The organism is Streptomyces sp. NPDC048415, from assembly GCF_040651675.1.
GTDB lineage: Bacteria > Actinomycetota > Actinomycetes > Streptomycetales > Streptomycetaceae > Streptomyces.
Genome location: NZ_JBEZKJ010000013.1, coordinates 12,861 through 38,680, shown reverse-complemented (window position 1 = coordinate 38,680; position 25,820 = coordinate 12,861). Strand labels below are relative to the sequence as shown.

General features: G+C 69.1%; 20 protein-coding genes, 2 tRNA genes and 3 pseudogenes. 13 read left to right on the top strand and 12 right to left on the bottom strand.

The annotated features are described in order from the left end of the window. Nucleotides 1-22: 22 nt before the first annotated feature. Complete coding sequence (ltrA, locus tag AB0D27_RS12110) at nt 23-1,279, bottom strand: group II intron reverse transcriptase/maturase (protein ID WP_362505904.1); 1,257 nt, start codon at nt 1,277-1,279, stop codon at nt 23-25. 782 nt (nt 1,280-2,061) lie between these two features. On the opposite strand from ltrA, the gene AB0D27_RS12105 reads away from it, so the two are divergent. After that, complete coding sequence (locus AB0D27_RS12105) at nt 2,062-3,303, top strand: LPXTG cell wall anchor domain-containing protein (protein WP_362505901.1); 1,242 nt, start codon at nt 2,062-2,064, stop codon at nt 3,301-3,303. A gap of 673 nt (nt 3,304-3,976) precedes the next feature. Here the strand turns inward: AB0D27_RS12105 and AB0D27_RS12100 are convergent. Both AB0D27_RS12100 and AB0D27_RS12095 read right to left on the bottom strand, forming a co-directional pair. Beyond that, nucleotides 3,977-4,183, bottom strand: coding sequence for a hypothetical protein (locus AB0D27_RS12100; RefSeq protein WP_362505898.1), 207 nt, complete (start codon nt 4,181-4,183; stop codon nt 3,977-3,979). Between the two features lie 611 nt (nt 4,184-4,794). Further along, nucleotides 4,795-5,292: a hypothetical protein gene (locus AB0D27_RS12095; RefSeq protein ID WP_362505895.1), complete on the bottom strand. Its 498-nt coding sequence runs from the start codon at nt 5,290-5,292 to the stop codon at nt 4,795-4,797. Nucleotides 5,293-5,533: 241 nt separating this feature from the next. Between AB0D27_RS12095 and AB0D27_RS12090 the strand changes: the two genes are divergently transcribed. From AB0D27_RS12090 to AB0D27_RS12080, 3 genes and pseudogenes are all read left to right on the top strand, one after another. Further along, on the top strand, nt 5,534-6,682 hold the full coding sequence (locus AB0D27_RS12090; RefSeq protein WP_362505892.1) for a hypothetical protein: 1,149 nt from the start codon (nt 5,534-5,536) through the stop codon (nt 6,680-6,682). Nucleotides 6,683-6,887: 205 nt separating this feature from the next. After that, nucleotides 6,888-7,161 (top strand): annotated as a pseudogene (locus AB0D27_RS12085) (transposase); the annotation flags it as partial. Nucleotides 7,162-7,457: 296 nt separating this feature from the next. Continuing rightward, complete coding sequence (locus tag AB0D27_RS12080; RefSeq protein ID WP_362505889.1) at nt 7,458-7,991, top strand: NUDIX hydrolase; 534 nt, start codon at nt 7,458-7,460, stop codon at nt 7,989-7,991. Here AB0D27_RS12080 and AB0D27_RS12075 read toward each other — a convergent pair. Further along, nucleotides 7,969-9,310, bottom strand: a pseudogene (locus AB0D27_RS12075) (helix-turn-helix transcriptional regulator). The gene AB0D27_RS12080 and the pseudogene AB0D27_RS12075 sit on opposite strands and share 23 nt — an antisense overlap. Before the next feature lie 114 nt (nt 9,311-9,424). On the opposite strand from AB0D27_RS12075, the gene AB0D27_RS12070 reads away from it, so the two are divergent. The 7 genes and pseudogenes from AB0D27_RS12070 to AB0D27_RS12040 all read left to right on the top strand — a co-directional run bounded on the left by AB0D27_RS12070 (nt 9,425) and on the right by AB0D27_RS12040 (nt 13,908). Next, on the top strand, nt 9,425-9,667 hold the full coding sequence (locus AB0D27_RS12070; RefSeq protein WP_362505887.1) for a hypothetical protein: 243 nt from the start codon (nt 9,425-9,427) through the stop codon (nt 9,665-9,667). A 504-nt stretch (nt 9,668-10,171) separates the two neighbouring features. Next, nucleotides 10,172-10,552, top strand: a complete 381-nt coding sequence (locus AB0D27_RS12065) for a hypothetical protein (protein WP_362506133.1) — start codon at nt 10,172-10,174, stop codon at nt 10,550-10,552. 147 nt (nt 10,553-10,699) lie between these two features. After that, nucleotides 10,700-12,139 (top strand): annotated as a pseudogene (locus AB0D27_RS12060) (replication initiator); the annotation flags it as partial. 19 nt (nt 12,140-12,158) lie between these two features. Beyond that, nucleotides 12,159-12,341: a helix-turn-helix domain-containing protein gene (locus tag AB0D27_RS12055; protein WP_362506121.1), complete on the top strand. Its 183-nt coding sequence runs from the start codon at nt 12,159-12,161 to the stop codon at nt 12,339-12,341. A gap of 198 nt (nt 12,342-12,539) precedes the next feature. Then, on the top strand, nt 12,540-12,842 hold the full coding sequence (locus AB0D27_RS12050; protein WP_362505884.1) for an N-terminal phage integrase SAM-like domain-containing protein: 303 nt from the start codon (nt 12,540-12,542) through the stop codon (nt 12,840-12,842). Beyond that, on the top strand, nt 12,824-13,612 hold the full coding sequence (locus AB0D27_RS12045; RefSeq protein ID WP_362505881.1) for a site-specific integrase: 789 nt from the start codon (nt 12,824-12,826) through the stop codon (nt 13,610-13,612). The genes AB0D27_RS12050 and AB0D27_RS12045 overlap by 19 nt, the downstream gene beginning before the upstream one ends. Before the next feature lie 101 nt (nt 13,613-13,713). Further along, the gene (locus tag AB0D27_RS12040) at nt 13,714-13,908 is read left to right on the top strand and encodes a DUF1918 domain-containing protein (RefSeq protein WP_362505878.1); all 195 of its coding nucleotides are present in this window, start codon (nt 13,714-13,716) and stop codon (nt 13,906-13,908) included. Between the two features lie 95 nt (nt 13,909-14,003). Here AB0D27_RS12040 and AB0D27_RS12035 read toward each other — a convergent pair. Continuing rightward, a tRNA-Arg gene (locus AB0D27_RS12035) sits at nt 14,004-14,076 on the bottom strand. A 203-nt stretch (nt 14,077-14,279) separates the two neighbouring features. Continuing rightward, a tRNA-Ser gene (locus AB0D27_RS12030) sits at nt 14,280-14,370 on the bottom strand. Between the two features lie 158 nt (nt 14,371-14,528). On the opposite strand from AB0D27_RS12030, the gene AB0D27_RS12025 reads away from it, so the two are divergent. Together AB0D27_RS12025 and AB0D27_RS12020 are read left to right on the top strand one after the other, a co-directional pair. Continuing rightward, complete coding sequence (locus AB0D27_RS12025) at nt 14,529-15,044, top strand: SSI family serine proteinase inhibitor (RefSeq protein ID WP_362505875.1); 516 nt, start codon at nt 14,529-14,531, stop codon at nt 15,042-15,044. 201 nt (nt 15,045-15,245) lie between these two features. Next, the gene (locus tag AB0D27_RS12020; RefSeq protein ID WP_362505872.1) at nt 15,246-19,475 is read left to right on the top strand and encodes a PAS domain-containing protein; all 4,230 of its coding nucleotides are present in this window, start codon (nt 15,246-15,248) and stop codon (nt 19,473-19,475) included. Nucleotides 19,476-19,564: 89 nt separating this feature from the next. Here AB0D27_RS12020 and AB0D27_RS12015 read toward each other — a convergent pair whose 3' ends face one another. The 6 genes from AB0D27_RS12015 to AB0D27_RS11990 all read right to left on the bottom strand — a co-directional run bounded on the left by AB0D27_RS12015 (nt 19,565) and on the right by AB0D27_RS11990 (nt 25,721). Beyond that, complete coding sequence (locus AB0D27_RS12015; protein WP_362505869.1) at nt 19,565-21,241, bottom strand: long-chain fatty acid--CoA ligase; 1,677 nt, start codon at nt 21,239-21,241, stop codon at nt 19,565-19,567. Nucleotides 21,242-21,375: 134 nt separating this feature from the next. Beyond that, nucleotides 21,376-21,939, bottom strand: coding sequence for a SigE family RNA polymerase sigma factor (locus AB0D27_RS12010; RefSeq protein WP_362505866.1), 564 nt, complete (start codon nt 21,937-21,939; stop codon nt 21,376-21,378). Nucleotides 21,940-22,142: 203 nt separating this feature from the next. Next, on the bottom strand, nt 22,143-23,309 hold the full coding sequence (locus tag AB0D27_RS12005; protein WP_362505863.1) for a lipid-transfer protein: 1,167 nt from the start codon (nt 23,307-23,309) through the stop codon (nt 22,143-22,145). Further along, nucleotides 23,306-23,701: a MaoC family dehydratase gene (locus AB0D27_RS12000; RefSeq protein ID WP_362505860.1), complete on the bottom strand. Its 396-nt coding sequence runs from the start codon at nt 23,699-23,701 to the stop codon at nt 23,306-23,308. The genes AB0D27_RS12005 and AB0D27_RS12000 overlap by 4 nt, the downstream gene beginning before the upstream one ends. Further along, nucleotides 23,698-24,795 (bottom strand): acyl-CoA dehydrogenase family protein, encoded by a 1,098-nt coding sequence (locus AB0D27_RS11995; protein WP_362505857.1) that lies wholly within the window; start codon nt 24,793-24,795, stop codon nt 23,698-23,700. The genes AB0D27_RS12000 and AB0D27_RS11995 overlap by 4 nt, the downstream gene beginning before the upstream one ends. Continuing rightward, nucleotides 24,795-25,721, bottom strand: a complete 927-nt coding sequence (locus tag AB0D27_RS11990) for an OB-fold domain-containing protein (protein ID WP_362506118.1) — start codon at nt 25,719-25,721, stop codon at nt 24,795-24,797. The genes AB0D27_RS11995 and AB0D27_RS11990 overlap by 1 nt, the downstream gene beginning before the upstream one ends. Nucleotides 25,722-25,820: the final 99 nt, after the last annotated feature.

Here is a 25,820-nt window from a genome sequence, read left to right as displayed (position 1 = left end):
CTCTCGATTCACACGGCTCCCATCACCCGGTCGTTCGAGGCCGGAGGATTTTCCAGTGGGCGAAGAGCCCCGGGTAGAGCTTGGCGGTCTTCTCCAAGCCCTGCCACGCCCGGCTCCGGCGACGCCGGAGCCGCTTGTACTTCTGCGTGGCCCACCGCATCAGGTACTGATCGATGCCCTTCAGGCTCTGGACCAACGCGGACGGATAGAACCGGCCGTAGTAGTTGATCCATCCCCGCAAGATGGGATTGATCTCCCGTGCGAGGTCTGCCAGGGACGATCCACTGCGCTGGTGCAGCCGCCATCGGCGGATCTGCGCCCGAATGCGCTTGGCCGCCTCGTCGCTGATCGCCGGGTTGAAGCCGAAGAAGTAGCTCCCCGTCCTCGACCGGACTTTCCGCGAGCGGAACGTGTATCCGAGGAAGGTGAACGAGACGTGCTCGTACGAACCACGCCTCTTGCCGTCCTTGCAGTACACGATGCGGGTCTTGTCGGGATGCAGCCGCAAGTCCCCGCACTCGGCCAGCCGCTGGCCGATCGCCTGACGCACCTGGTGCGCCTCGGCCTCGGTGCGGCAGTGAACCACCATGTCATCGCAGTAGCGCTCGAACGGGACGCCCGGGAAGACCCGGTCCATCCAGGTGTCGAACGCGTAGTGCATGAACAGGTTCGCCAACAGGGGCGAGATCGCCGAGCCTTGGGGACTCCCGCGATCTCGCGCGGCCAGCTCACCACTCCTGTGCTGCAGCGGGGCCTTCAGCCAGCGCTCCGCATACAGCAGAATCCACCGCTGGTCGGTGTGGTGGGCCACCGCCTTGAGAACCAGGTCGTGATCGAGGTTGTCGAAGAACCCCTGGATGTCAATGTCGACCGTCCAGTCGGTCCTCCAGCACCGTTCCCGACAGGACGCGACCGCGTCCAGCGCGCTTCGGCGGGGCCGGTATCCATAGGAATCAGGGTGGAACAGCGGTTCCACCTCCGGTTCCAGGACCATGGCCGCCGCTGTCTGCGCGACTCTGTCCGCGACTGTCGGCACCCCGAGAACCCTGACCTTGCCTGCTCCCCCGGGCTTGGGGATCTCCACCATCCGCACCGGCGGCGGGAAGTAGCTGCCCGACGACATCCGATTCCACAGTTTGTAGAGGTTGCCTTGCAGGTCAGCCCCGAACTGCTCGATCGACTCGCCGTCGACCCCGGCCGCTCCCCGGGTTTCCCTGACCCTGAGATACGCCTCCCAGACCACATGCTTCGAAATCTCGAACGACTTTGGCCCGCTCACCCGGCTCCTCCCGGGAACTCCGGTTGACCGCCAAGCAGACCTGGATGATCCGTCCCCTTCGCTCCACCCGCATTACCGGGCTTCCTCACTACTACGAGACGGTCTGCCCCCGTGCCCCGCATCGGTACTCGGCCCCTTGCGGTGTTGGCCGCTTGGGGATCTCCCTCTCGCCGCCCGCCTCGCAGGCCAGCAGCACTATCGGGGCGACAGGTTCTCACGTTCCGCGCAAAAGCCCAGATCAGGCTCGCGCCGCCTACATGCCGGACGCCATCCGGGCAGTCAGCAGGCTCCCCCCGGACTTGTCCCAGAGCCCTGGTCTCGCCCTGGTTTCGACGCCACTGAAGTTTGTTACGACACGTCATCAGCGGTTCGCTCCCGCTCGCCTTCCTGACCCACACCTGACGCGATCATCGCCGCGCCTTTTCCCGCAGCGCTCACCACGAACGGCACTTAACCGACGCAGCCTGCGGTGGTTTGGAGCCTCCCCCTGCAGGGCGACCCCGGAGGACCTACCTCCATCTCTTGCACAGCACCGCTTTCAGAAGCTCCTACATCGACGCCTCCTCCAGCGTTCGTGACAAAGGGCGGCGCCCCGGTGGGGTGCCGCTTTTCATCGCCCGTCGGTGCAGAAGATGGCGCAGGAAACTGGCGTGGGCGGCAGATACGGCGCGGCCAAGTCGGGAACGCGGGCACAACCCTCCGCGCACCTCAGGTGTCCAGTGCATGACCGGATGGCCAACATTCCGGTCGCCGTGCTTCCTGTTCCGACGAGGAGATCCACCGTGCGCCAGCACATGCGCTCGCACATCCGCCCATCGGCCGCCGTCGTGGCCGCTGCCGCGATCGCCGCCGCCGTGCCCGCAGTCGTGGCCCCCGCGGCGTATGCCGAGGAGGCCGGGGCCGACCTGGTGATCTCGGAGCTGCCGAGTACCTCGCCGAAGCCCGGTGAGGTGTACGACGAGAACGTCGTCATCACCAACAAGGGCACTGCGGCAGCCGACGGCGTCAGCTTCCGGATCCGGCTGACGAGGGGGCTCGACTTTCCCAAGCCCGTCGAGGGCTGCATCTACTCGACCATCGAGAACCAGGTCAGGCAGGCCCTGTGCCAGCTCGACAAGGTCATCGAACCCGGCGCCTCCATCGAGACTCCCGTACGGTTCAAGGCCCTGCCGCAGGCGCTGATGGAAGCCGTCGAGTACGGCACCGGAAAGACCGGCGAGACCCCGGGCGAGGGGTTCGGCGACAGCTACAAGCGTCTGACCCTGACCGCCGACAGCACGGCCGACCTGGTCGCCATCGGTGACGACACCGAGGCACTCGCCGGCGGCAATCAGTCGATCAACGTGAGTCTGCGCAACGACGGCCCCGGCTGGATCCAGAACCAGGAGAGCGACGACCTGACGGCGCTCATGGTGAACATCCCGGCAGGCACCGTCGCGACCGAAGTGCCCAAGGAGTGCGTGCCGTTCGGGATCGACGGGCCCGCCGGATCCGCGGGGCAGCCGGGCAAGTCCCGCTATGTCTGCCGGCCCGCCGACGCCACCTTCGACGTCGGTGAGACGGCCACCTTCACCTTCATGCTGAAGATCAAGGAGGGCACCAAGACCACCACCAGCGAGGTGAAGGCGACCTCGGTCTACGACATCCACCCGGCCTTCGACAAGAACCCCGCCAACGACAAGGCACAGATCCACATCGCCATCCCCACCGACAACGAAGACGGCCCCAGCACCTCGGGCGGCTCCAGCACCGGCGGCTCCGGGGACGGCGGCTCCGACACGGGCGGCAACGACCCGCAGGGGCAGGCCGCCGGCGGTACGGGCACCTCGGGCTCCTCGACCGGCGGTGCGTCGACGAGCGGCTCCACAAACGGGTCCGCCGACAGCTCCGCGACCGGCAACCTGGCGAGCACCGGCTCCGACGGCACCCCGCTGATCACCGGCGCCGCAGCCGTCGCTGCAGCGCTCGGCGGCCTTCTGGTCCTCGCCGTACGGCGTCGCCGCGCGAGTGCGAAGACCTCCTGACCGTCCCTTCCCGTCCGTCCCTGGCGGATCGCGTCCCGGGCATCCCCCAGTCGATGCCCGGGACGCGGCTTTCACAGCACGCCGCCCGCCTCGTCCTGGAGACACTGCGGCCGTGATCGCGGCTCTAGATTCCGCTCGCCCTGACCTTCAGAATGCTGATGCGCAGGTCAGCCGGGGAGGACTCCGTCTCAGTTTCCGTCTCATTCATCCCCGTCCGGAGCCGTCCACAGCCGTTCACGCTACGGACGAAGATGCGGGAACGGGACTGAACGGCTCTGAATACTCCTGGTGGTCTGGTCATTCTTTGCCGGTCTTGTGGTCGGTCATCGCTCGGGCGCGCGACGCATGCTTCAGGGTGCGCCGCCTGTCAGGGAGAGCCCCGAGTCCTGACATCACCGCCTGACACCAACAGTGGCGGACAGTGCCGGTCATTGCAGGACGTCAGCGGGCTTCCAGCCGGAGCCCAGGAGGGGTTGACCGACGTCGACAGCGCCTCACGAGCGACCTGGTCGAGATGAGGCCAGACTGCAAAGCCTGCGCGGAGCCGTCACCAATCGACGGACGGCACTACGCCGACCACGCTACGGTCCAGCCATGTCCGACGATGCGCCCGATCCCTTCAAGGAAGTCATGACGCGAGAGTCCCTTGCCGATCGCCGGGCCGGAGTGAGTCCTACAGCTTGTCATCGCGTTGCAGGATCAGGCTGATCGAGCCGTCTTCGAGGTTGATGCCGCTCTCAAGGTGCTCGTGGTAGCCGTCGCTGAGTTCGGGATCGGCGAGACCGACGAGCCGCTCGGCCAGGTCCCGCAGCCCGGCGGCGTTGCCCGCAACAGTGATTTCGGTGGCTGAGCCGTACACCTTGATCCGGGGTTCATCCATGTGGTCACGCTACAGCGGGCCTTCACACTCCCACCTCAACCCACCACTCACCCCGGAGCCCACGACGCTCGCCACGAATCCGCCGGCACCCGCGAACGTGGTGCTGGGGCTGGTGACCGTGCTGGGCTGACACGGCGGTCGGCGGAGTACCGCAGTGGGTTACTTGCTGAGAGCTTCCCTAGAGCCATGAAGACGCCCATGCCGAGCGGAGGACGCACGTTTCGACGGTGCTTGGAACGTGCACCCACGGCTCTGCCACAGCAACATCGGGTTCGTTGCCGTACTTCGCTGCTGTATGCGCTGGAAACGCAAGAGGCCCCAGATCTCTCCAGGGCCTCTCATCTATGTGCACTCGGCAGGATTCGAACCTGCAACCTTCTGATCCGTAGGATCGGGCAGCTCGTTGAGCGGGGTCTCGGCCTTCTTCTGAGTTGATCGCTGTAGGTCGTAATCATGAGCCTGTGAGTGCTGTCGTTGCCGTCAGCGTTGCCGTCACCCCCGCAGCTTGAGATTTGTCCTCGCCGTTCGAACACGTCCCTCTACTGCGTCGGCTGAGCCTTTTCACCCGATTCACCCCTGTTTGGGCGGTCGCGAGTTCCTGGCTGTCTGAGCTACTTCCTGCCGCACTCCGACTGCGGCACCGCTGTCTTATTCTCCCCGAATGGCGAGTCACCAAGCCCGAGTCCCGACCAGTACACCCCCACCGACGCCTGCGGAGTGCCGGTCGCGGCTGTGACGAACACCTGTGACACATACCGCTGCCCCGAGGCGGTTTTCCCCTCCACCTTCAGCACACGCCCACCGTCCATCGTGTCGGTATTCTCCACCACGGCCGAGTCGATGATGTGCGGTGCGGCCCCTGGCTTGAGGCAGAACTCAGCCGCCTGCTTCCAGGTGTCTTCGCATGTCTTGGTCTGATAGGTGTTCGCGCAGAAAGCGTGGGCACTCTCCCCCGGCGCGGCAGCCATCAGGCGGTCCAGGACGGCGACTGCCTGCTTCTGACTGACGGGCGGCGCACTCGCGTGGGCAGTTGTGCCGGAGGAGCCGCCGCATCCTGTGGCGAGGGCTGCGACGAGGGCAGCGAGGCCGACCATTCGTGTGGGGCGCATGTCGGGTGTATCCGCTCCGCTAGGGGGGTGATGTGGGCGCACTGATGATGCCCCAGCACGGGGGCCTACGTGCAGGTGGCGACTGGTTTTGAGGGAAATCTGAGGTCTTACGTCCGTCACACTCCGACATGTCCGACAGCAACCTCAAAGGCAGCTCAGAGTTCGTGAGAGAAACGTGCGGATCATGGTCCTGACGTGCAGACTCCCTGATGACCACAGCACAGCAAATGGGGGAGGATCCATGAGTCTGCGCATGCGCAGATGGAAAACGGGCGTCATGGCGGCCACAGTGGCTGCCCTCGCGGGGAGCGTACTCGTCTACCAGCCCGCAGCGGCTGACGAAGCCGCGCCCCTTGACAGCGTTAGCGTGACCGCGTCCAACGCGGACAACATCACCGGCACGGCGGCAGGTACGGCGGAACTCCAGGAGTTCGCCGACCATATGAAGGATGCGACCGAGGGCTCCCCGTCCAACGCCGCAGCGACGGCCGCGCCCAAGGGCATCGTCCCGGCTGCCTTTCGGACGCCAACTGGGGAACATATTGCGGTCCCCACCATAGGGCGGCTCACCTCCAGCTACCGCGTCCTCAAGGTCGACATGGAGAAGGTGCAAGCGAGCATCGCGCCCGGTGCCTCCTGCGCGAACGCCGAGGGCGACACCGACATCGAGGATGTGCTCGTTGTGCCGCCCGGCGCGACCAACATCCGGTACGAGACGACCGACAGCCTGGAGAGTGGCACCCCCGGCTCCGACGGACAGCCGGACCGCTGTGACGTCAGCGTCGTCTGGGACGAAGCCGACACTGGCAACACCAACGACGATCTCGCCGCCCCCGCCGCTAACCGCCCCTACGATTTCAAGTACGCGGGCGACTGCTTCGGCCGAAAAAACAACAACGTCACATTGAGCGGCAGGGCGGTCCGCATCAGTTGGAACGACGGCTGCTACGCGGACGACGTCGTGCGCTACGACGGCAACAGCGCGTGGAACTACTACACCGTCAAGAGCATAAGCACCTGCGCGAACGACCACGCGAGCGTGCTGACCTCCTGTGGCCACGGCATCAAGCAGGACAAAGCGAAGGAAGCCGGCAACCCCCAGTGGCAGGATTGGGCACCCCGCTCCGACTCCACGGGCGACTGCCGCACGAAGAGCATCAGCGTGTCAGCGGGCCCCATCTCGATCGGCGGCGACTACCGGCACTGCGATACACAGAAGATCTACAAGTACACCGAAGCGGGCAAGATGTCGTCCTACTGGGAAGGCAAGCGCGACGGCACCCGGGGGACCGAGCACCAGATCTCCGTGAAAATGCCGCAGGTGGCTGGACGCCCTCACTGGACCCACTGGCTCAACTCTGACGCCTGCATCGCCTGCTACAAGCCCTAGTACTCCAGCCGGCCTTCATAGATCTGCCCTGATCAACGGCCTGGCGGAGAGAGGTGCAGCGGGTGCCCGATATTCGCGGGACGGTCTTTAACGGGCCGTCCCGCGAACGTGTGCCCGCTCCACCTGCAGTGACAGCGGCAGGAGGTGTGTCAATTTAGACACTCTCTTCGCCAGCGAGGGCGGCACTGTTGCACTGATCCTGACCACGCTCGGCTGGACCCGCCCCCCATTACCGTCTTCGTAGCCCGACGCCTCGGACCGCTGGACCTGGCTCGTCTCGCGGCCCATACCCAACTCCGGCTCCTCCGCGCTATCGCTGAGGACCTCCGGCGTCCTAGGAGAAGCCCCCCAACCCCGGCCGCCTCACTCCGGCCTGAGTTCGGCGAGGGTTTCGGAACCTCCGCCCGCACATGGCATGCCCGGCCCGTGACTCGAGAGCTTCCCACCCCGGCCCGGGCCGCTCTCTCGGGTCCAAGAACTGACAGTCCGCCACCAGGCACGACGTCGGCAAACCGTGAACCGGGCCGACACCTTCGGAGAGCACGTTCGGTTGCATATTTAAAGATCAAGTTCAGACGCCATCCACTTTCCGAACGTGATCCTTTGGTTCGGAGTGGCTGGGCATGAACTCCGGTCGGTGGCGGAAGAGATGGTCGGCAGGGTGCAGACTGTCTGCCCGACAACTTCTCGTCTAGGTGACGCGAAAAGAGCCGAAGCTGCGTCCGCCTCCGGATCGGTCTGCCATCCTGGAGACCGATCGAGAGGGGCCGCAGGTATGGAGTGGAAGACCCACGGTGAGCGACAGATCTACACCAACAAGTGGGTGAATCTGTGTCTGGTCGACGTCCAGCAGCCTGACGGGCGCAGGTGGGAATACCACGTCGTTCGCCTTCGGCACCTGGCCGTGGCCGCCGTGGTCAACGACCGCCAAGAGGTCCTGATGATGTGGCGGCACCGCTTCATCACGGACTCGTGGGCCTGGGAGTTGCCCATGGGCCTGGTTGAGGAGGGCGAGACTCCTGAAGAGGCGGCGGCCCGCGAAGTTCTGGAAGAAACAGGCTGGCGGCCTGGCCCCACCAAGCCGCTCATCTACGCCGAGCCGGCCAACGGGATCACCGACTCGCAACACCACGTCTTCCGGGTGGACGGGGCGACCTACGACGGGCCGCCCACGGAGAAGAACGAGTCCGACCGCATCGAGTGGATACCACTCTCGGAGGTACGCAGCATGATCGACCGCCGAGAGATCGTGAGCAGCGGATCGCTCGTCGGTCTGCTGTACCTGCTCATGGATGAAGCGATCCGCTGACCGGTGGAAGAAGTGTCCGTAGCCTCGCCTCGAAGGCCAGGGCTACGGGCTCTTGCCTGTGTGGGGCCAACTGGTCGTAGAACTCCCTGAGGTGGCCGGACACTCGCTCGGAAGCCACCGCCGATGCGGACTCCAAAGCTTGCGTGGCGGTGTGGCACGACTGATCAAGCTTGCCCTGGGTCCAGTTGCGTGCGAGCCAGCCAGAACGCGTGGAACGCGCGACCGCGCTGGTTGGTGCGGTCCTCTCGCCGCAGAGCATCCGCGATCAAGGGTTCGGCGGTCGCTGCCTCGCCCAGTCGCCCGTGGGCGATACCGGTGTCCACGATGAGCTTCGGCTCGTCGAAGTAGGTCACCCATGACGGGTCCGGGTCGCTCGTCTGGATCTCCTCGAAATGGCGGTGCGCTTCCCCGATCGACCGGTGGGTCGAGTCCCGGTTGCCGAGGGTGGCATGGGCGAAGGCTTCCCGCATGAACAGCATGGACAGCACCCGTGGGGTGGTGCCGAGAGCTGAGCGGGCCTGGTCCTGGGCGGCGGTCGCGAGTGCCAAGGAGTCCGCGGGCTTGTCCTGATAGGTCGCCTGCAAGCTCATGCAGGCCAGGACGTTGGCCATGAACTGCCGGTCGTCGATTTCCTTGGCCAATTGCAGAGCCTCGGTGAAGTACGTGCGGGCCTGGTTGTACTGGCGGGCGTCGAAGTAGGTCCAGCCGGTGAGGCGCGCCAACTCGGCTGCGATTCCGTACAGGCCGTTCTGGATGGACGGCGGTCGGCTCTCCTTCAAGAGCCTGACCACGTACCGGAGCTGACCGACGATGGCCGGCCTCAGAGCTTCGCCGCCGTGCTGGTCGTCCCGTCGCCAATAGTCCTCGATGGAGGAACGGAAGGCTTCAAGGGTGGCCGCGTTCAGGCTCGTTCGCGTGGCCAGCGCCAAGATGCTGTCCACATCGGGACCTGGCAGCGGCGCGGGGGCCTGCTGCTCGGGCTCTAGCCCTTGGGGTGCCTCGCGCTCGGCGACCACGAGGGCCTGAGGCGTCTCCCACGCTCGGCGAGCAAGACCAAGCATGTGTCCTGGGATGCGCAAGCCATCCGCGATGCGCTCGATGACGTCCATGTGCAGCAACTGACGTCGCCCAGCGATCACTTCGCCGACTCGGCTAGGGGTCAGCTCGCATCGCCTGGCGATCATCGACGGATAGATGCCCGCCCTGGTTTTCACCAGCCGGAAGACTCTCGCGAAGTCCCGTACCCGACAGGCATTGATCATCTCGGGATCGGTGAGCAACCTGGCGGGCAGTTCCTGCGGCCGGTCGGCTTCGGGCATTGGGCAAGCTCCCACACTGCGAGGGCTACGCAACGTCGCTGATTCTCTACTTGCCGCGATGTTACCCAAGTTGGGTAATCAGCCTGACCTTTTGGCGACGGCCCCCCGCTCGCGATGCTCCTAGACATGGCGAGCAACCAGCAGACCAGACCAGGCATCGGCGAACTGGCAAAGGACAGCGTCCGGGGGCGTATCGGCGTCGTCATGGGTGAGATCGGCGGTCGTGTGCAGATGAGGCCGCTCCGAGGCGGCATCGAGTGGGACGCCATGCCGGACCGGGTGGTGGCGCTCAGCGCGCGGGAGGAACTGAGCGCACGTCTGACTGAGAAGAACGGCAACAGTCAGGTCGGGCTGTGATGCGCGCCCTCGGCCGATACGCCGGAGTCCTGTTCATCATCTGCGTCAGCGGATCGTGTGGCCTGGTGATCGGCATGGCTCTCGGCATCAGCCAGTAGACCGGCCGCCCCGAACGGGTGCCAATTCCCCGGCTCCCCCTTCCCGTTCGGGGCTGGCCTCCCAGTCCGCTTCTCCATCGCCTACGAGCCGAGCTTGGCGACCAGGGCGGAATCACGTGCCACGCACCACCCCACACCAGGAGGTTGCACATGACGGCAACGGCAAACGATCAGAAGACCGGTCGCGCGGTGGCTGGTGAGGAGCTGTTCGAGAGCCTCGCCCACTTCGTGGTCCTACACAACGGGCAGTCGCCCGAGCGTGCCGAGAGGATCGCCGACCAGGCGGTCGCGTTCGTGGTCACGGCGGCCACCGCCACCGTCCCCATGGTCCGGGCTGCTGACCCTGGCCCTCAACGTCGCCGAACCGATCGCCGCCGGACACTACGGCCGCGCCGCCGTGGACGCCGTGGCCCCCCTGCTCCTGCTCGGCTGGGGCACCGTCGGCCCGCAGCTCCTGCGCGCCTTCCACGCGGTCACCCGTGCTGCCGACCCGGCCCCCGTGCCGGATGAGATCGAGCCGGAGCCCGAGACGGCTTCCGCCCCAGCCCCCTCCGCAGCACCGCTCACCGACTCGGCCCCGCCCGTCATCCCGGCGCCGGTCGCTCCGGTCACTGTTCCGGCTCATGCCCCGCCGGCGGTCAAGGTGCCCGAACCGCTGCTCACCGAAGCACGCTCCATCGCCACGTCCCACCACGCCGAGCACGGCGAAACGATTACTCCGGCTCAGCTCAAGACACGGCTCGGCATCGGCCTCCCCATGGCCGCCGCCCTCCACGCCGCCCTGTAGGGCCGCGCCCTCCGCCGGTCTTTCCCGGCACCCCCACCCCCGCCCGCCCCTGGGCTGACCTGTCATGCCTGCGGGCAGCAGCCCGAGCGCACTGAATCGCTGCTGCCCGCAGGCCCACCCGCACGCCAGAAGGGACCCCCGCCACCCATGCGCCGCCCCCTCGACCTGCGCCACGTGATCAGCCCCGGCCTGCGGGACCTGATCGAACTGGCCAACACTCACGACTTCGATCGCGTCAACGAACAAGTCCGCAACCTGCGCGGCTGCACCCAGCCCGTCAACCTCCACGGCTGGACGGTCACCACCGACCAAGCCACCAAGCAAGTGGTCCGCTCCTACCGCTCCGAAGAAGAACCCTCCGGACGCCTCCTGACCACCTGCGGCAACCGCCGCGCCTCCCGCTGCCCCGCCTGCTCACGCCTCTACGCCGCCGACACCTATCACCTGATCAAGGCCGGACTGTCCGGCGGCAAGAGCGTCGCCAATTCCGTCCGCGATCACCCGCGCGCCTTCGTCACCCTCACCGCCCCGTCCTTCGGTCCAGTCCACAACCGCCCGACGACCGACGCAGGCAAGCCCCGCCCCTGCGCGTGCGGCAAGAGCCACGCCCAGGACGCGCCCGAGCTCGGCACCCCGTTGCGCCCGGCAGGCTACGACTACACCGGCGCCGTGCTGTGGAACGCTCACGCCGGGGCCCTGTGGGCGCGCTTCACCACCTACCTGCGCCGCGCTCTCGCCGAGCACCTCGGCATGACGCAGAAGGCACTCAACGCGGCGCTCCGCGTCTCTTTCGCCAAAGTCGCCGAGTACCAGCAACGTGGCCTGGTCCACTTCCACGCGGTCGTCCGCTTCGACGGACCCGACGGCCACACCACCTCGCCCCCGGCCTGGGCCACCTTCGACGCCCTCCACGTCGCCGTCGGCCTGGCGGTCGACCGTGCCCGGCTCACCGTCGAGTCGGACGCGGTCGGTGAACGCGTCATCAGATGGGGCGACCGATTCAAGGTGGATCAGATCTCCGCCATGGGGGACGGCGAACTCACGGATGCCAAGGTCGCCGGATACGTCGCCAAGTACGCCACGAAGAACGCCGAGGGCGCGGGCACCGTGGACCGCACGCTCGTATGCCGCCCCTGTGCCGGACGCGGCTACGTACGCGGCCCGGACGGCTTCCGCGACCTGTGCGACGAATGCGACGGCACCGGCCAAGCCGAGCCCCTCACCGATCTCCCCGTCCAGCAGCACGCCCGGCAGATGATCCGCACCACATGGGCGCTGGGCCACCTCCCCGAGTTCGCCCACCTCAAGCTCTGGAGGTGGGCTCACATGCTCGGCTTCCGCGGCCACTTCTCCAGCAAATCCCGTGCCTACTCGACCACCCTCGGCGCGCTCCGCGACGTACGCCGTGCCTGGCGTACGGCGCAGGCCGAAGCCGCCCGCGTCCGGGCGGGCCTTCCGATCGACGACGAGAACACCACCCTCGTCACCGCCTCCTCGTGGACCTACCTCAGCAGCGGCTACCGCCCCGGCGAAGAACTCCTCGCCGCCCAAGTCCGCCACGACAGAGCCCACGCCGAACGCCTCAAGCAAGAGGACTGGTGCCCGTATGACGACGGCCGTACTCACCGTGGACCAGGTCGCCGATCGTCTCGGCATCAGCCGCTGGAAGGTCCACGACCTGATCCGCTCCCGCGAACTCGGCTCCTTCAAGATCGGCCGCTGCCGCCGCATCAGCGAAGCCGCTGTGCACGACTACATATCCCTCCGCACCGAACAGGAAGCCGCCTAGTGGCCAAGCCGAAGAAGAACCCCAACAACGAGGGCACCATCTACCAGCGCAAGGACGGTCGTTGGGAGGGCAGTGCCTTCGTGCTGACGGCACGTACAAGAGACGCAGTGTCTACGGCAAGACCTGGGATGAGGCGCACGAGAAGCTGACCAAGCTCAAGGCCGACTCCCTTAGCGGTCTCCTGTCGCAACCAACAAGATGACGCTCGCCGAGTACCTGGCGTACTGGCTGGCGAACGTCGCCCAGGGCAAGGTTCGCAGGACGACCTACGTCAACTACGAGTCCCTCGTCCGCAACTACGTCACCCCGGAGTTCGGCAAGAAGAAGCTCGCCCGGCTGACGGCTCGCGACATACGCGCCTTCCTCGCGAAGACGGCCGCCACCTGCCAGTGCTGCGCACAGGGCAAAGACAAGAAGCGGCCGGAGCACAAGCGGCGCTGCTGCGCCCTCGGCAAGTGCTGCAAGAAGCTCCCCTCTGGACCGTGCGCTTCCTGCTGGTGATCATGCGTGCGGCTCTCCAGCACGCCGTACGTGAGGACGAGCTGCCCCGCAACGTGGCCCGAAACGTGGAGCTGAGCATGGGAACGAAGCGCGAGATCGAACCGCTCACGGCCAAGGAAGGGCGTCAGCTCCTGACGGCGGCCCGTGACAACCGGCTGTGGGCCGCGTACGAGCTGGCGGTCCGCATCGGCCTGCGGCGCGGTGAGCTGCTGGGGCTGCGCTGGTCGGACGTGGATCTCTACGAAGGGGTCCTCACCGTCCGGCAGGCCCTACAGCGGGTCAGTGGTGAACTGCTGATCGTCGCGCCGAAGACGCAGCGTTCGGCCCGCCGCGTAGCCCTGCCGTCCGAGTGCGTAACGGCGCTCCGCGCCCAGCGTGCCCAGCAGACCGCCGACAGGAAAGCGGCGGGTCACAACTGGAAGGGGACAGGCCACGGCCTCGTCTTCACCACCAAGAACGGGACCCCCATCGAGCCGCGCAACCTGAACCGCTCGTTCGAGGCTCTGTGCATCCGCGCCGACGTCCGCACGGTCCGCTTGCACGACCTGCGTCACAGCTGCGCGTCCCTCCTCCACGAGCAGGGCGCCGACGCCCGCATGATCATGGAAGTGCTCGGCCACAGCTCGATCCGCGTGACCATGGACATCTACACGTTCGTACGGCTGGACTCGCAGCGCTCAGCATTCGATCGCGTCGGGGATGCGCTCAGAGGTGACGACAACAGGACGGACGATGACGACGGCGCCGCCGGCGTCCTCGTAGCCGTTTGATCGGCCCCACTCACCGGTTAGGTCGAACTGATGGCGCCCTTCGTTGCGACCCAGCGATTCGCGGGGAAAGCAGCGGAGGACAGCGACAGAAAGGTGCCAGCGTGCAGGCCAGTGTTGGTGACAGGCTTCTTGTTCATGGCCGGATCGTGGGGCGGCAAGATCGCACCGCAGAGATCATCGAGGTGCTCGGGATCGATGGAGGGCCTCCCTACCGGGTCCGTTTCGAGGACGGGCACGAGACGCTGATGAGCCCAGGCCCGGACACCGTCATCCGTCACTTCGCGTCCGAGGAGTAGACGGCTCTCCCGCCCCGGCGGTTGCCGTCAATCACTGCCGTCAAGGCAAAAGCCAGAGGCCCCGTGGATTGCTCCACGGGGCCTCTGAACTGATGTGCACTCGGCAGGATTCGAACCTGCAACCTTCTGATCCGTAGTCAGATGCTCTATCCGTTAAGCTACGAGTGCTTGTTTTGTTGTGCTTGCGTCTTCGGTTCCCGGGGTTTTCGACCCGCTCGCGGCGACAGGAAGAACATTACATGACTGCCGCCGCCATGTGAAATCCGTTTGCCTCACCCCTTGTGAGCTGGGCAAACGGGCTTGAGGGGCCTCACGGCGCGGGCTGAACGACGAAGCCCCGGTCCAGTGGACCGGGGCTTCGGATCTTGCCGCGGAGGCGGAGGGATTTGAACCCTCGATGGGATTGAAGTCCCAAACCGCATTAGCAGTGCGGCGCCATAGACCGGACTAGGCGACGCCTCCCGCACAGCCGCCCGCGCGAGCGCGAGTGGTGCGTGCAGATGATGACACAGTCGAGCGCGGTGTCACCAATCGCCCCCTACGGTACTAGGCAGGCGGGCCGCAGAGCAAAGCACATAGCCGCCGCGCAACCGCGTGGCCTGCCCGGCGTTAGGTAGGACATGCTGCGCCGACTCGTTCTCACCGCCGCCACGTCCGCCGCCGCCGCGCTCTCCGCCGTACCGGGCGCGTCCGCCGCCCCGAGCGCGCCCGGGGCCGTACCCGTGGGGCTCGCCACCATCGCGTATGGGGAACCGGTGCTTCCGAACCCGGCCACCCGCATGCCTCCGCCCGTCGGCAGCGACGAATCCGGGGACTCGCTGACCGTGACCGTCCACGACGTGGGAAGCCGTGCGGACGGGACGTACGAGCTGCGGTGTCATCCCGGCGGCGGCAGCCACCCCGACGCGAGGGGGGCCTGCTCCAAGCTGGACCGGAACACCACCTGGGGCACGAGCCCCTTCGCCCCCGTGGCGCCCGGCACCCTGTGCACGATGCAGTACGGCGGCCCCGCCACCGCGCATGTCACGGGGACCTGGGCGGGGCGGCCCGTCGACGCGGAGTTCGACCGCGCGGACGGGTGTGAGATCGCGCGGTGGGACACCCTCGTGCCCTTGCTGCCCGACCTTCGGTCGTAGCCGGGGGACAGAAGAAGAGGTGAGGGTGCGGGCGAAATGCGTGGTCACAGGTTCTACGTCTCTTCTGCGTGCGACCTCCCTCTCATCCGGGGTCGCGAGCGCAACCACTGCCCGTAGACTCCCTCGCGTGACACGCCGCGGGCCGGTTGGCAAGATGGCATCCGCGGTCGGCAAGGTGCGGTAACAGGGAGGAAGCGTCTCGTGAGCAGCAGGCCATCCCGAGGCGCTGCTCGCCTCGCAGCCATACTGGACGCGCTGCCCGATGCGTTGGTGCTGGTCAACGCCAATGGGACCGTCGTCAACGCCAACTCCATCGCCCTGGAGGCCTTCGAGACCCCGGGCACGGCTCTGGTGGGCCGGGGACTGCTCGATCTACTGCCCCAGTTCGACTCCCGGCTGATCCCCGGGTCCATGCGCCGGCCCGACACCATCGACCAGCGCGGGCGGACCAAGCCGACCAGGATGATCGCGCGGCGGACCGACGGCAGCGAGTTCCCCGTCGAAGTCACCAGTGCGAATCTGGAGAACGGCCAGCAGGCCTACGACAGCTACGGTCCCACCCCGGACGAGCTGCTCATGCTCGTCGTACGCGATCTGTCGGGCACCGTCGACACCGAGGCCGAACTCGCGCGTTCGCAACGCCAGACCGAGATGATCCTGCGGGCCGCGGCCGAGGGTGTGGTGGGGACCGACACGGAGGGGCGGGTCGTTCTCGTCAATCCGGTCGCCGCTCAGATCCTCGGGTACCGGGCCAGCGATCTCGGCGGCCAGGACCTGCACGCCCTCATCCTTCACTCGCGCGCCGACGGTGAGCCCTTCGCGTACGAGGAGTCGCCGCTCGCCGACACCCTGCGCTCCGGGCGCAAGCACCGGGTGCGCGGGCAGGTGCTGTGGTCGAAGACTGGGGACAAGGTGTCCGTCGATCTGACGACCGCTCCCGTGCGGGACGGGGACCAGCTCGTCGGCGCCGTCATGACCTTCACCGACCGACGGCCGTACGACACCCTGGTCGAGGAGAAGGAGCAGGCACAGGAGCGCCACGAGCAGGAGCTCGCGCGCCTGGCCGAGGAGCACGACAAACAGCTCACCGACATGCGCGAACAGCACGCGGCCGAGCTCGCCGAGCTGGGCGAGCGGCACGAGGAGGAACTCGCGGCGGGCGACGAGCGGTACGCGGCGCTCGGCGAGCGCGAGATGGACCGGTACGAGGCACTCGCAGCCCGGCACGAGCAGCTGCTCGCCGTACTCGACCAGTCCCTGCGCGGACCGCTCGACCAGCTGCGCGGCGAACTCTCGAAGCTCGCCGCCGACGACGCCGGCCAGCTGTGGCCCGAGGCCAATCAGGTCCTCCACCACCTCGCGGCCGGCTACTCGCGGATCACGACACTCGTCGACAACGTGCTCGGCTTTCAGCGCCTCGACTCCGGGGCCGAGGGCATCACCCGTACGAACGTGATGCTCGACGCGGTCGTCGCGGCCGGTGTCGACGGCGCCGTCGAGCTGATCGGGCCGGGGCGCGTCCAGTTCGCCGTGCACGCGCCGCCCATCGAGGCCGAGGTCGACCCGCAGCGGCTCGCGAACGCCCTCGCGCACCTCATCGCGGACGTCGCCGGCGTCGATGCGACGGGCAACGCGCCGGTGTCGGCGGGCGGTTACATGGACAACACCGTCGTCGTGGCGGCGGCGCAGCGCGGCGAGGTCGTCCGCATCGAGGTGCGCGGGCCGTACGCCGGGGGAGACCCGGTGCACGAGCCGATCGTGCGCGGGATCGTGCGCGCCCACGGCGGCGTGCTGCAGACGCACGAGGTGCCGGGCATGAGCGGCAGCGCGTTCGTGCTGGAGGTGCCGATCGGCGGCGGGGCCGGGGCGGTTCCGGCTCCCGAGGCGCAGAACGCCCCCGGTACCGCGGTCGCCCTTCCCGAGCAGGCCTCGCATCAGGGCGGCGGCAGGCGGCGGGCCCGGCGGTCCTCCGTGGACTCCTTCCTGGACAGCGAGGTCGCGGGGGAGTCCGACGCCACGGCCACCGAGGCCGGCGCGGTCCCTCCCACGGGGCGCCGTCGGCGGCGTACGGCCGAAGAGCGGGGGACCGGCGAGGTGTCGGTTCCCCGGCAGGGGTCGGCGTCGGCGGTTGAGGGGCCCGGTGACGACGGTGCCTCCGATTCCGGTGGGACCGGACGGCGGCGCGGCCGGCCGAGCCCGGCCGAAGGCGCCGGCGACGGTACGACGGACGGTGGCACCGCGAACGCTTCCGGCGGTGTCTCGGAGGGTGCGGTCGTCATGGCGGCCGAACACGCTGCCGGGACCGCGGCCGTGGGAACCGGACTGGGCGGGACGGTGCCTCCGCAGGGCGTGCCACTGCCCTCGGGGCGGCGCGCCCGGCGCGACGGCGAGCAGCACGCGCTGCCGGCCGCGTTGCCCGCCGCGCCCAGTACGCCGGTCGCACCGGGTCCGCAGGGTGGTGCGCCGGACGCCGGTGCCTCCGCGGACGCGGGGCAGCCGACCGGGCGGCGTCGGCGTGCGCTGGCCGCCGCGGCCGAGCGGGCCGCCGCGCAGGAGGCGGGCGCCCGTACGGTGTTCGCGCTGCCGCCCGCGGAAGCGGACCGCTCACCGGAGTACGTCCAGGCCGAGGCCCAGGCCCAGGTTCAGGCTTCGGCCCCAGTTCCGGCTGTGGCTCCGCAGGTTCAGCGCGCCGTCAGCGCAGGCGCCGGTCACCGGTCGGCCGACGACGGCCGCCATGACGCGCTGGTGCACGACCCGGCCGACGATCACACTCCGCCCCAGCCGCACCCCGCTCCCGCCGCGACGGGACGGCGGCGCGCGAGCCGGTCTGCGGGGCAGCCCGCGGCCACCGGCACGCCCGCGCAGGGGGTTGTGGCCCAGGGGGTTCCCGGTCAGACCGTCCCCGTACAAGCCGGTCAGACCGTCCCCGTACAAGGTGGTCCCGCGCAGGACGTTCCGGGCGCGGCCCGTGTCGGGCAGCCGGTGCCCGCGCAGACACCGCCGCCGCCGCGGGCCGCTGCCGCCCAGGCCACACCGGCCGCGGGCGCCCCCGCCCGGCCGGGGCCCACCGCTGCCGCGACGCCAGTGCCCGCACCCCAGTCGTGGCCGGACCCGAACGCCGAGGCCGACGACACCTCGGGCGCGGGTGCGCCCACCCCCGCGGCCCGGGCCAAGGCGGCGCCCCCCGCGGTGAACGCACCGGCCGCCGTTCAGCCGACCCCCGCCCCGGGCACCCCGCTGCCCCCCGAGCGTCCGGCGCACCCGCGCGTCGCTCAGCCGCTGCCCGCCGAGGCCGCGGCCCCGGTCGACCCCAACTCGACGCAGGGCCGCGCGATCAGCGTGCGCACACTCGGCCAGGGCGTCCCGTTCGCGCGCCAGCCCGCTCCGACCCAGCCGGTTCCGCCGGCCCAGCCCGCGTCGCAGACGCCCACGCCTCCCCCGCAGCAGTCCAACGGCTCCGGCCGCCGCCGCAAGCTCGGTACGCCCCCCGAGCCCGTCGCCGAGCGCCCGGAGACGGCGGCCCGTCCGCAGCCGGGGACCGGACAGGCCTCCACACCCCGGCTGCCCGGAGTCACCGAGGGCGCCGGACGGTCGTACGCCATAGGAGCACCGGACGAGAACGCCGCCGAGGGCCCCGAGCCGCTCGACGGTCCCGGCGGTGCCGTCGAGGTGGCCGACCCGCCGCAGCCGCGGCCCCTCGACGACGAGCTGCCCCCGGAGCCGCTCGACAACCCGCGGCGTCTGCTCGTGTGGCCCGCGCCCGACGTCACCACCCAGCAGGCCCTGAGTGACCGCGGCTACCGACCCGTCATCGTGCACTCGCGCGAGGAGGTCGACGCGCAGATCGCCGCCTTCCCGGCCGCGCTGTTCGTGGACCCGCTGACCGGGCCGATCACGCGCACGGCACTGCAGTCGCTGCGGCAGGCCGCCGTCGCCGCCGAGGTACCCGTTCTCGTGACGGCGGGACTCGGGCAGGCGACGCGCGAGGCGGCCTACGGCGCCGATCCCGCCGTACTCCTGAAGGCCCTGGCGCCCCGGGACTCCGAGCAGCACCCGCCGCGCGTGCTGCTCATCGAGGAGCACGCGGAGATCGCGCTGGCGCTGACCGCGACGCTGGAGCGACGCGGGATGCAGGTCGCGCGGGCCTCGACCGACGCGGACGCGGTGACGCTGGCCTCGCAGCTGCGGCCGAACCTGGTGGTGATGGACCTGATGCAGGTACGTCGGCGCCGGGCGGGCATCGTCGACTGGCTGCGGGCGAACGGTCAGTTGAACCGTACGCCGCTCGTCGTCTACACCGCCGCCGTCGACCGGGCCGAACTGCCGCGCCTGGCCGCGGGCGAGACGGTGCTGTTCCTCGCCGAGCGTTCGACCAGCGCCGAGGTGCAGGACCGAATTGTCGACCTGCTGGCGCGCATCGGCACGAACTGAACGACCACGCCACGCCTCGCGAACTGGCGTCGCGCGTACGACGGTTGGGGCGCTGTTTCACGTGAAACAGCGCCCCAAGATCAGACAAGTCAGAGCTGGGTGACGTCCAGCCCGCCCTCCGCGTACTGTCGGCGAAGCACCTTCTTGTCGAACTTTCCGACGCTCGTCTTCGGGACCGACTCGATGATCGTCCAGCGCTCGGGGAGCTGCCACTTGGCGATCCTGCCCTCCTCGGCGAGGAAGGCGCGCAGGGACTCGAAGTCGGCGGTGCACCCCTCCTTGAGCACGACGGTGGCCAGCGGCCGCTCGCCCCACTTGTCGTCGGGCACGGCGACGACGGCGGCCTCGGTGACGTCCGGGTGGGACATGAGGGCGTTCTCCAGGTCCACGGAGGAGATCCACTCGCCGCCCGACTTGATGACGTCCTTGGCGCGGTCGGTGAGGGTCAGGAAGCCGTCGGCGCTGATGGTGCCGACGTCACCTGTCTTGAGCCAGCCGTCTTCGCTGAACTTGTCGGCGGGGCGCAGCGGTTCGACGCCCTGGCCGCCGTAGTACGCACCGGCGATCCAGGGCCCGCGGACCTCCAGTTCGCCCGCGGACTCACCGTCCCAGGGGAGCCGTTCGCCGCCGGGGCCGGTGAGACGGGCCTCCACGCTGGCCGGGAAGCGGCCCTGCGTCAGCCGGTAACCGAACTCCTCGTCCGTACCCACGGCGTGGGCCGGCGGGCGGGCGATCGTGCCGAGCGGCGAGGTCTCGGTCATACCCCAGGCGTGGCAGACCCGCATGCCCAGCTCGTCGAAGGCACGCATCAGCGAGGGCGGACAGGCCGAGCCGCCGATCGTGACCTGGGTGAGGGAAGAGACATCCCGAGGCTTGGCGTGCAGCTCGGCGAGCAGGCCCTGCCAGATGGTGGGGACGGCGGCGGCGTGCGTGGGCCGCTCGCTCTCGATCATCTCGGCGAGCGGCGCGGGCTGCAGGAAACGGTCCGGCATGAGCATGTTGATGCCGGTCATGAAGGTCGCGTGCGGCAGGCCCCAGGCGTTGACGTGGAACTGCGGGACCACGACAAGCGAGGTGTCGCGGTCGGTGAGCCCCATCGACTGGGCCATGTTGACCTGCATGGAGTGCAGATAGATCGAACGGTGAGAGTAGACCACGCCCTTGGGGTCTCCGGTGGTGCCGGAGGTGTAACACATGGCCGCGGCCTGCCGCTCGTCGATCTCCGGCCAGTCGGGGGCCGTCGGCTTGCCGGCGATCAGCTCCTCGTACTCGTGCACCCGTACGCTCGCGCCGTCGAGCAGCGAACGGTCACCGGGGCCCGAGACGACGACGTGCTCGACGGTCGGCAGATGGGGGAGGAGCGGCGCGAGCAGCGGGAGCAGCGAGCCGTTGACGATGACCACACGGTCGGCGGCGTGGTTGACGATGAAGACGAGCTGCTCCGCGGGCAGACGGAGGTTGAGCGTGTGCAGGACCGCGCCCATGGAGGGGATCGCGAAGTACGCCTCGACGTGCTCGGCGTTGTTCCACATCAGCGTCGCGACCCGTTCGTCCCCCGTCACCGCGAGGTCGTCGCGCAGGGCGTGGGCGAGCTGGACCGCGCGCGCCCCGGTCTCGCGGAAGCTGCGCCGCTGCGGTCCGCCCTCCCCCGTCCAGGTCGTGATCTGTGACGTGCCGTGCACGAGCACCCCGTGCTCGAGAATGCGGGTCACAGTCAGCGGTACGTCCTGCATCGTGCTGAGCACGGCGTCCTCCCGGGGCGACATTGCCTACGCGGTGGTAATGGGTTGCGCTGATTCTGCGCACATACCGCGTGGTATGTCACTAGTGGCCCGGATGATCGATCAGCGCGGGGCGCCATCCGGCTCCCCCCGAGGACACCACGCGGACCCAGGTCCACCTACCTGACAGGGCTCAGCTCGGGATCCTCCCGCAGCTTGCCGAGCGCACGGGAAACGGCCGACTTGACCGTACCGACGGAGACCCCGAGCACCTCCGCCGTCTGCGCCTCGCTCAGGTCCTCGTAGTAGCGCAGAACGACCATGGCCCGCTGCCGCGCCGGCAACTTCGTGATCGCCCGCCACATCGCGTCGTGCAGCGCCTGCTGCTCGGCGGGGTCCCCGGCGGGCAGCCCCTCCGGCTCCGGCAGCTCGTCGCACGCGAACTCGTCGACCTTGCGCTTGCGCCACTGCGACGTCCGCGTGTTCAGCAGCGCCCGGCGCACATAGCCGTCCAGCGCCCGGTGGTCCTCGATCCGGTCCCATGCGACGTACGTCTTCGTCAGCGCGGTCTGCAGCAGGTCCTCGGCGTCGCTCGGGTTCGCGGTGAGCGACCGGGCGGTACGCAGCAGCACCGGCTGGCGGGCCTTCACATACGACGCGAACGAGGGGTACGGCGCGTACGGAAGGGTCCGCGTCGCCGGTGTGGCGGCGTCCGAAGCACTGGTGCAGACGGGTGTGGTCATGACTCCACGCTAGGTTCGCCCCCTACTCTCGCGGATCGGCCGCAGGTCCCGAAGCCGTGTCCCCCTCAGGTTGTAGGAAGAGGGTTGGCCCCACCTACTGGAGGTGGACGAGAGCGGCCCGCACCCTGAGGGTTCACCCCTGAGAGACGACTACGGCGGCAGTACGCGGCCGGTGCACCGGTCCCCCACACGCTCAGCCGTTCTCATCCCTGCCTGCCCAGAATCAGCCCCGAGGTGGGAACCCCGGTGCCCGCGGTGACGAGGACCCGGCCGGCCCCCGCCAGCTGGTTCACGGAGGTGCCCCGCAGCTGTCGTACCGCCTCCGCCACCCCGTTCATCCCGTGCAGATACGCCTCCCCGAGCTGTCCCCCGTGCGTGTTCAGCGCCAGCCGCTCCTCGGCGACGAAGTCCGCCGCCTGACCCGGCTCACAGAACCCGAACTCCTCCAACTGCATCAGCACGAACGGCGTGAAGTGGTCGTACAGGATCCCCACGTCGATGTCCGCCGGAGTCAGCCCGGCCGTCCGCCACAGCTGCCGCGCCACCACGCCCATCTCCGGCAGCCCCGTCAGATCGTCCCGGTAGAAGCTGGTCATCTGTTCCTGCGCCCGGCCCGCGCCCTGGGCGGCGGCCAGGATCATCGCAGGAGGGTGCGGCAGATCGCGGGCCCGCTCCAGGGAGGTGACCACCAGTGCCTGGCCGCCGTCCGTCTCCTGGCAGCAGTCCAGCAACCGCAGCGGCTCGACGATCCACCGCGACGCCGCGTGCTCGGCGAGCGTGATGGGCCTGCCGTGGAAGTACGCCGCCGGGTTCGTCGCCGCGTACTTCCGGTCCACCACGGCGACATGGCCGAACGCCTCGGGCGCCAGGCCATAGGTGTGCAGATACCGCTGGGCCGCCATCGCCACCCAGGAGGCCGGTGTGAGCAGCCCGAACGGCAGGGACCAGCCCAGCGCCGCCCCCTCCGCCGACGGCTCCCGCTGCTGCACCCCCGAACCGAATCTCCTGCCCGACCGCTCGTTGAACGCCCGGTAGCAGACGACGACCTCGGCCACTCCGGTCGCCACCGCGAGCGCCGCCTGCTGGACGGTCGCGCAGGCCGCCCCGCCCCCATAGTGGATCCGGGAGAAGAAGGACAGCTCCCCCATTCCGGCCGCCTGGGCGACGGTGATCTCCGGGCTGGTGTCCATCGTGAACGTCACCATCCCGTCCACGTCCCCCGGCGTCAGCCCGGCGTCGTCCAGCGCGGCCCGCACCGCCTCCACCGCCAGCCGCAGCTCACTGCGCCCCGAATCCTTGGAGAACTCGGTGGCCCCGATCCCGACGATCGCCGCCCGTCCGCCGAGGCCATCCCTCTTTCTCACGCTCACCGGGCACCCCCTGCCGACGCCGCGACGACGACCGTGCCGGTGACATGCTTGCCGATGGCGTTGGCGCCGACGATTCTCACCGTGGCCGTGTCGCCGTCGACCTCCTCGATGGTGCCGGTCAACACCATCGTGTCCCCGGGATAGTTGGGCGCGCCGAGCCGTATGGCGACCTTGCGCAGGACGGCGGCCGGGCCGAAGTGATCGGTGACGTACCGGCCGACCAGCCCATTGGTCGTCAGGATGTTCATGAAGATGTCCGGCGATCCCTTCGCTCTCGCCAGCTCCGCGTCGTGGTGCACGTCCTGGTAGTCGCGCGACGCGATGGCGCCGGCGACGATCAGCGTGCGGGTGATCTCGATCTCCAGCGGTGGCAATCGGTCGCCGCGTCTCATTCCTCTCCCTCTCCGTCTCCCGTGGCGATCAACTCGCCCAGTTCCTGCAGCACTTCGCCGCCGCATCCCAGATAAGCCTCCAGCTGGCGCCCCCAGAGGAAGTGCCGGTGCACGGGGTGCTCCAGGTCGGCTCCCGCCCCGCCGTGCAGATGCTGGCCGGTGTGCACCACGCGCCGCCCCGCATCGGACGCCCACCAGGCGGCGGTCAGGGCGTGGGTCGCGTACGCCAGCCCCTCGTCGCGGCGCCATGCCGCCTCGTACGCCGTCACCCGTATCGCCTCGGTGTCCATGTATGCGTCGGCGGCGCGGAGTTGGACCCCTTGCTTCGCGGCGAGCGGTCGCCCGAACTGCTCGCGCGTGTTGGTGTGCTCCACCGCTCGGGCCAGCGAGCCCGCGCACACCCCGGCCTGGAGTCCGGCGAAGGCGGTGCGAGCGGTGGCCAGTACGTCGTCGTACGGGTCCACGGAGGCCACCCGGGAAGCCCGCTCCTCCCCGGAAGCAACCTCCGCCTCATACGCGTCCGCCAGTCCCAGCCGCTTACCCGGCGTCCCGTCGAGCGTCAGCCGTCCCGCCGACCAGGGCGCCGTCAGTTCCACCGGATCGCACGCCGCGTCGGCGGCCCGCACCAGCCACAGGCGCCGCCGGTCGTCCGCTATGAGCACATGGGTGGCGTCCCTCAGCCAGGGCACCACGGGGACGACGCCGCTCAGCCGCCCCGGCGCTCCCTCTCGCACGGTGCCCGGCCCGGCCATCGCCCCGGTCACCACCACCGTCCCGTCCCCGATACCCGGCAGCAGGTGCTCCCGCTGCTCCCGCGAACCGTGGGCCGACACCGCCAGCAGCCCGTAGACACAGCTCGCCGCGAACGGCACCTGGGCCGTGGTGCGGCCCTGCTCCTCCAGGACGAGGACCAGGCCGAGGAGCCCTATGTCCTGGACGGCCGCCACGAGCCCCGCCGCGCACAGCTCCTTCCACAGCTCGGGGTCGCTGCCGGTCCCGGCCGCGGCGAGCCGTTCGTGGGTCGAGAGGTCGCCGAAGATCCGCCCGGCCAGATCACGGGCGGCCGTCTGCTCCTCCGTGGGCGTGAAGTCCATCAGCGCCCACCCCCTTCGCCGCCGTCACCGGCACGGAACACCGGCAGCTCCAACTCCTCGTCGTACCATCGGAATTCGAGCCGTACCGGCGTTCCGATCCGCACCTTGTCGTACGGCACCCCCACTACGTTGCTCACGATCCGCACGCCCTCGGCGAGCTCGATCAGCGCGACCGCGTACGGCCCCGCCGCGTCAGCGGCGTGATCGGATTCCGTGAAGGCGGGGAAGTGCGGGTGGTGCATGACGACGTACGAGAAGACGGTCCCCGCACCGCTCGCCTCGACCGTCTCCCACTCCAGGCAGCCGCACGCGTTGCAGCCCGGCAGCCACGGGAATCTCAGGGTCCGGCAGCCCGTGCACCGCTGGATCAGCAGCTTGTGCCGCTCGACGCCCTCCCAGAAGCCGGCGTTGTCCCGGTTGATCACCGGGCGGGGACGCCTGCCCTTCGGCTTCCGGCGCGCGGGCGCGTACTTGAGGATCCGGAAGCGGTGTGTCCCGGCGAGCTCGCCCCCCGTTGTCCGTATGTCCATGCGCGTCGTGACGAAGTGCCCCGTCCCCAGCTTGGTCGTCTTGCGCTCGGAGACCGACTCGATCACCGCGTCGAAGCTGATCTCGTCCCCGGGGCGCAGCGGTCGCAGATATTCCTGTTCGCAGTCGGTGGCCACCACCGAGGTGAATCCGGCCCCGTCGAGGAGGCCGAGCAGCTCGTCGTACGCGTCCGAGCGGCCCGTGTGCCCGCAGAGGCCGCCCATCGTCCACACCTGGAGCATGGTGGGCGGCGCCACGGCGTCCGGCCCCTGGTACGCCGGACTGGTGTCGCCCATCGCCTCGCACCAGTGCCGGATCATCGGCTCGTTGACCGGGTCCTTGCCCACGCCGTCCGTGGCGGCGGCCTGCCCCTCGTACCCCTTGAGTCGCGCGTACAGCTCGTCCCGCTGTCCGTCCCGCCGCTCCTCCCGGGCCTCGTCCCGCCGCTCGCCCCGATCCTTGTCCGCACGCCCGTGAGCGTCGGCACTCTCCCCGAT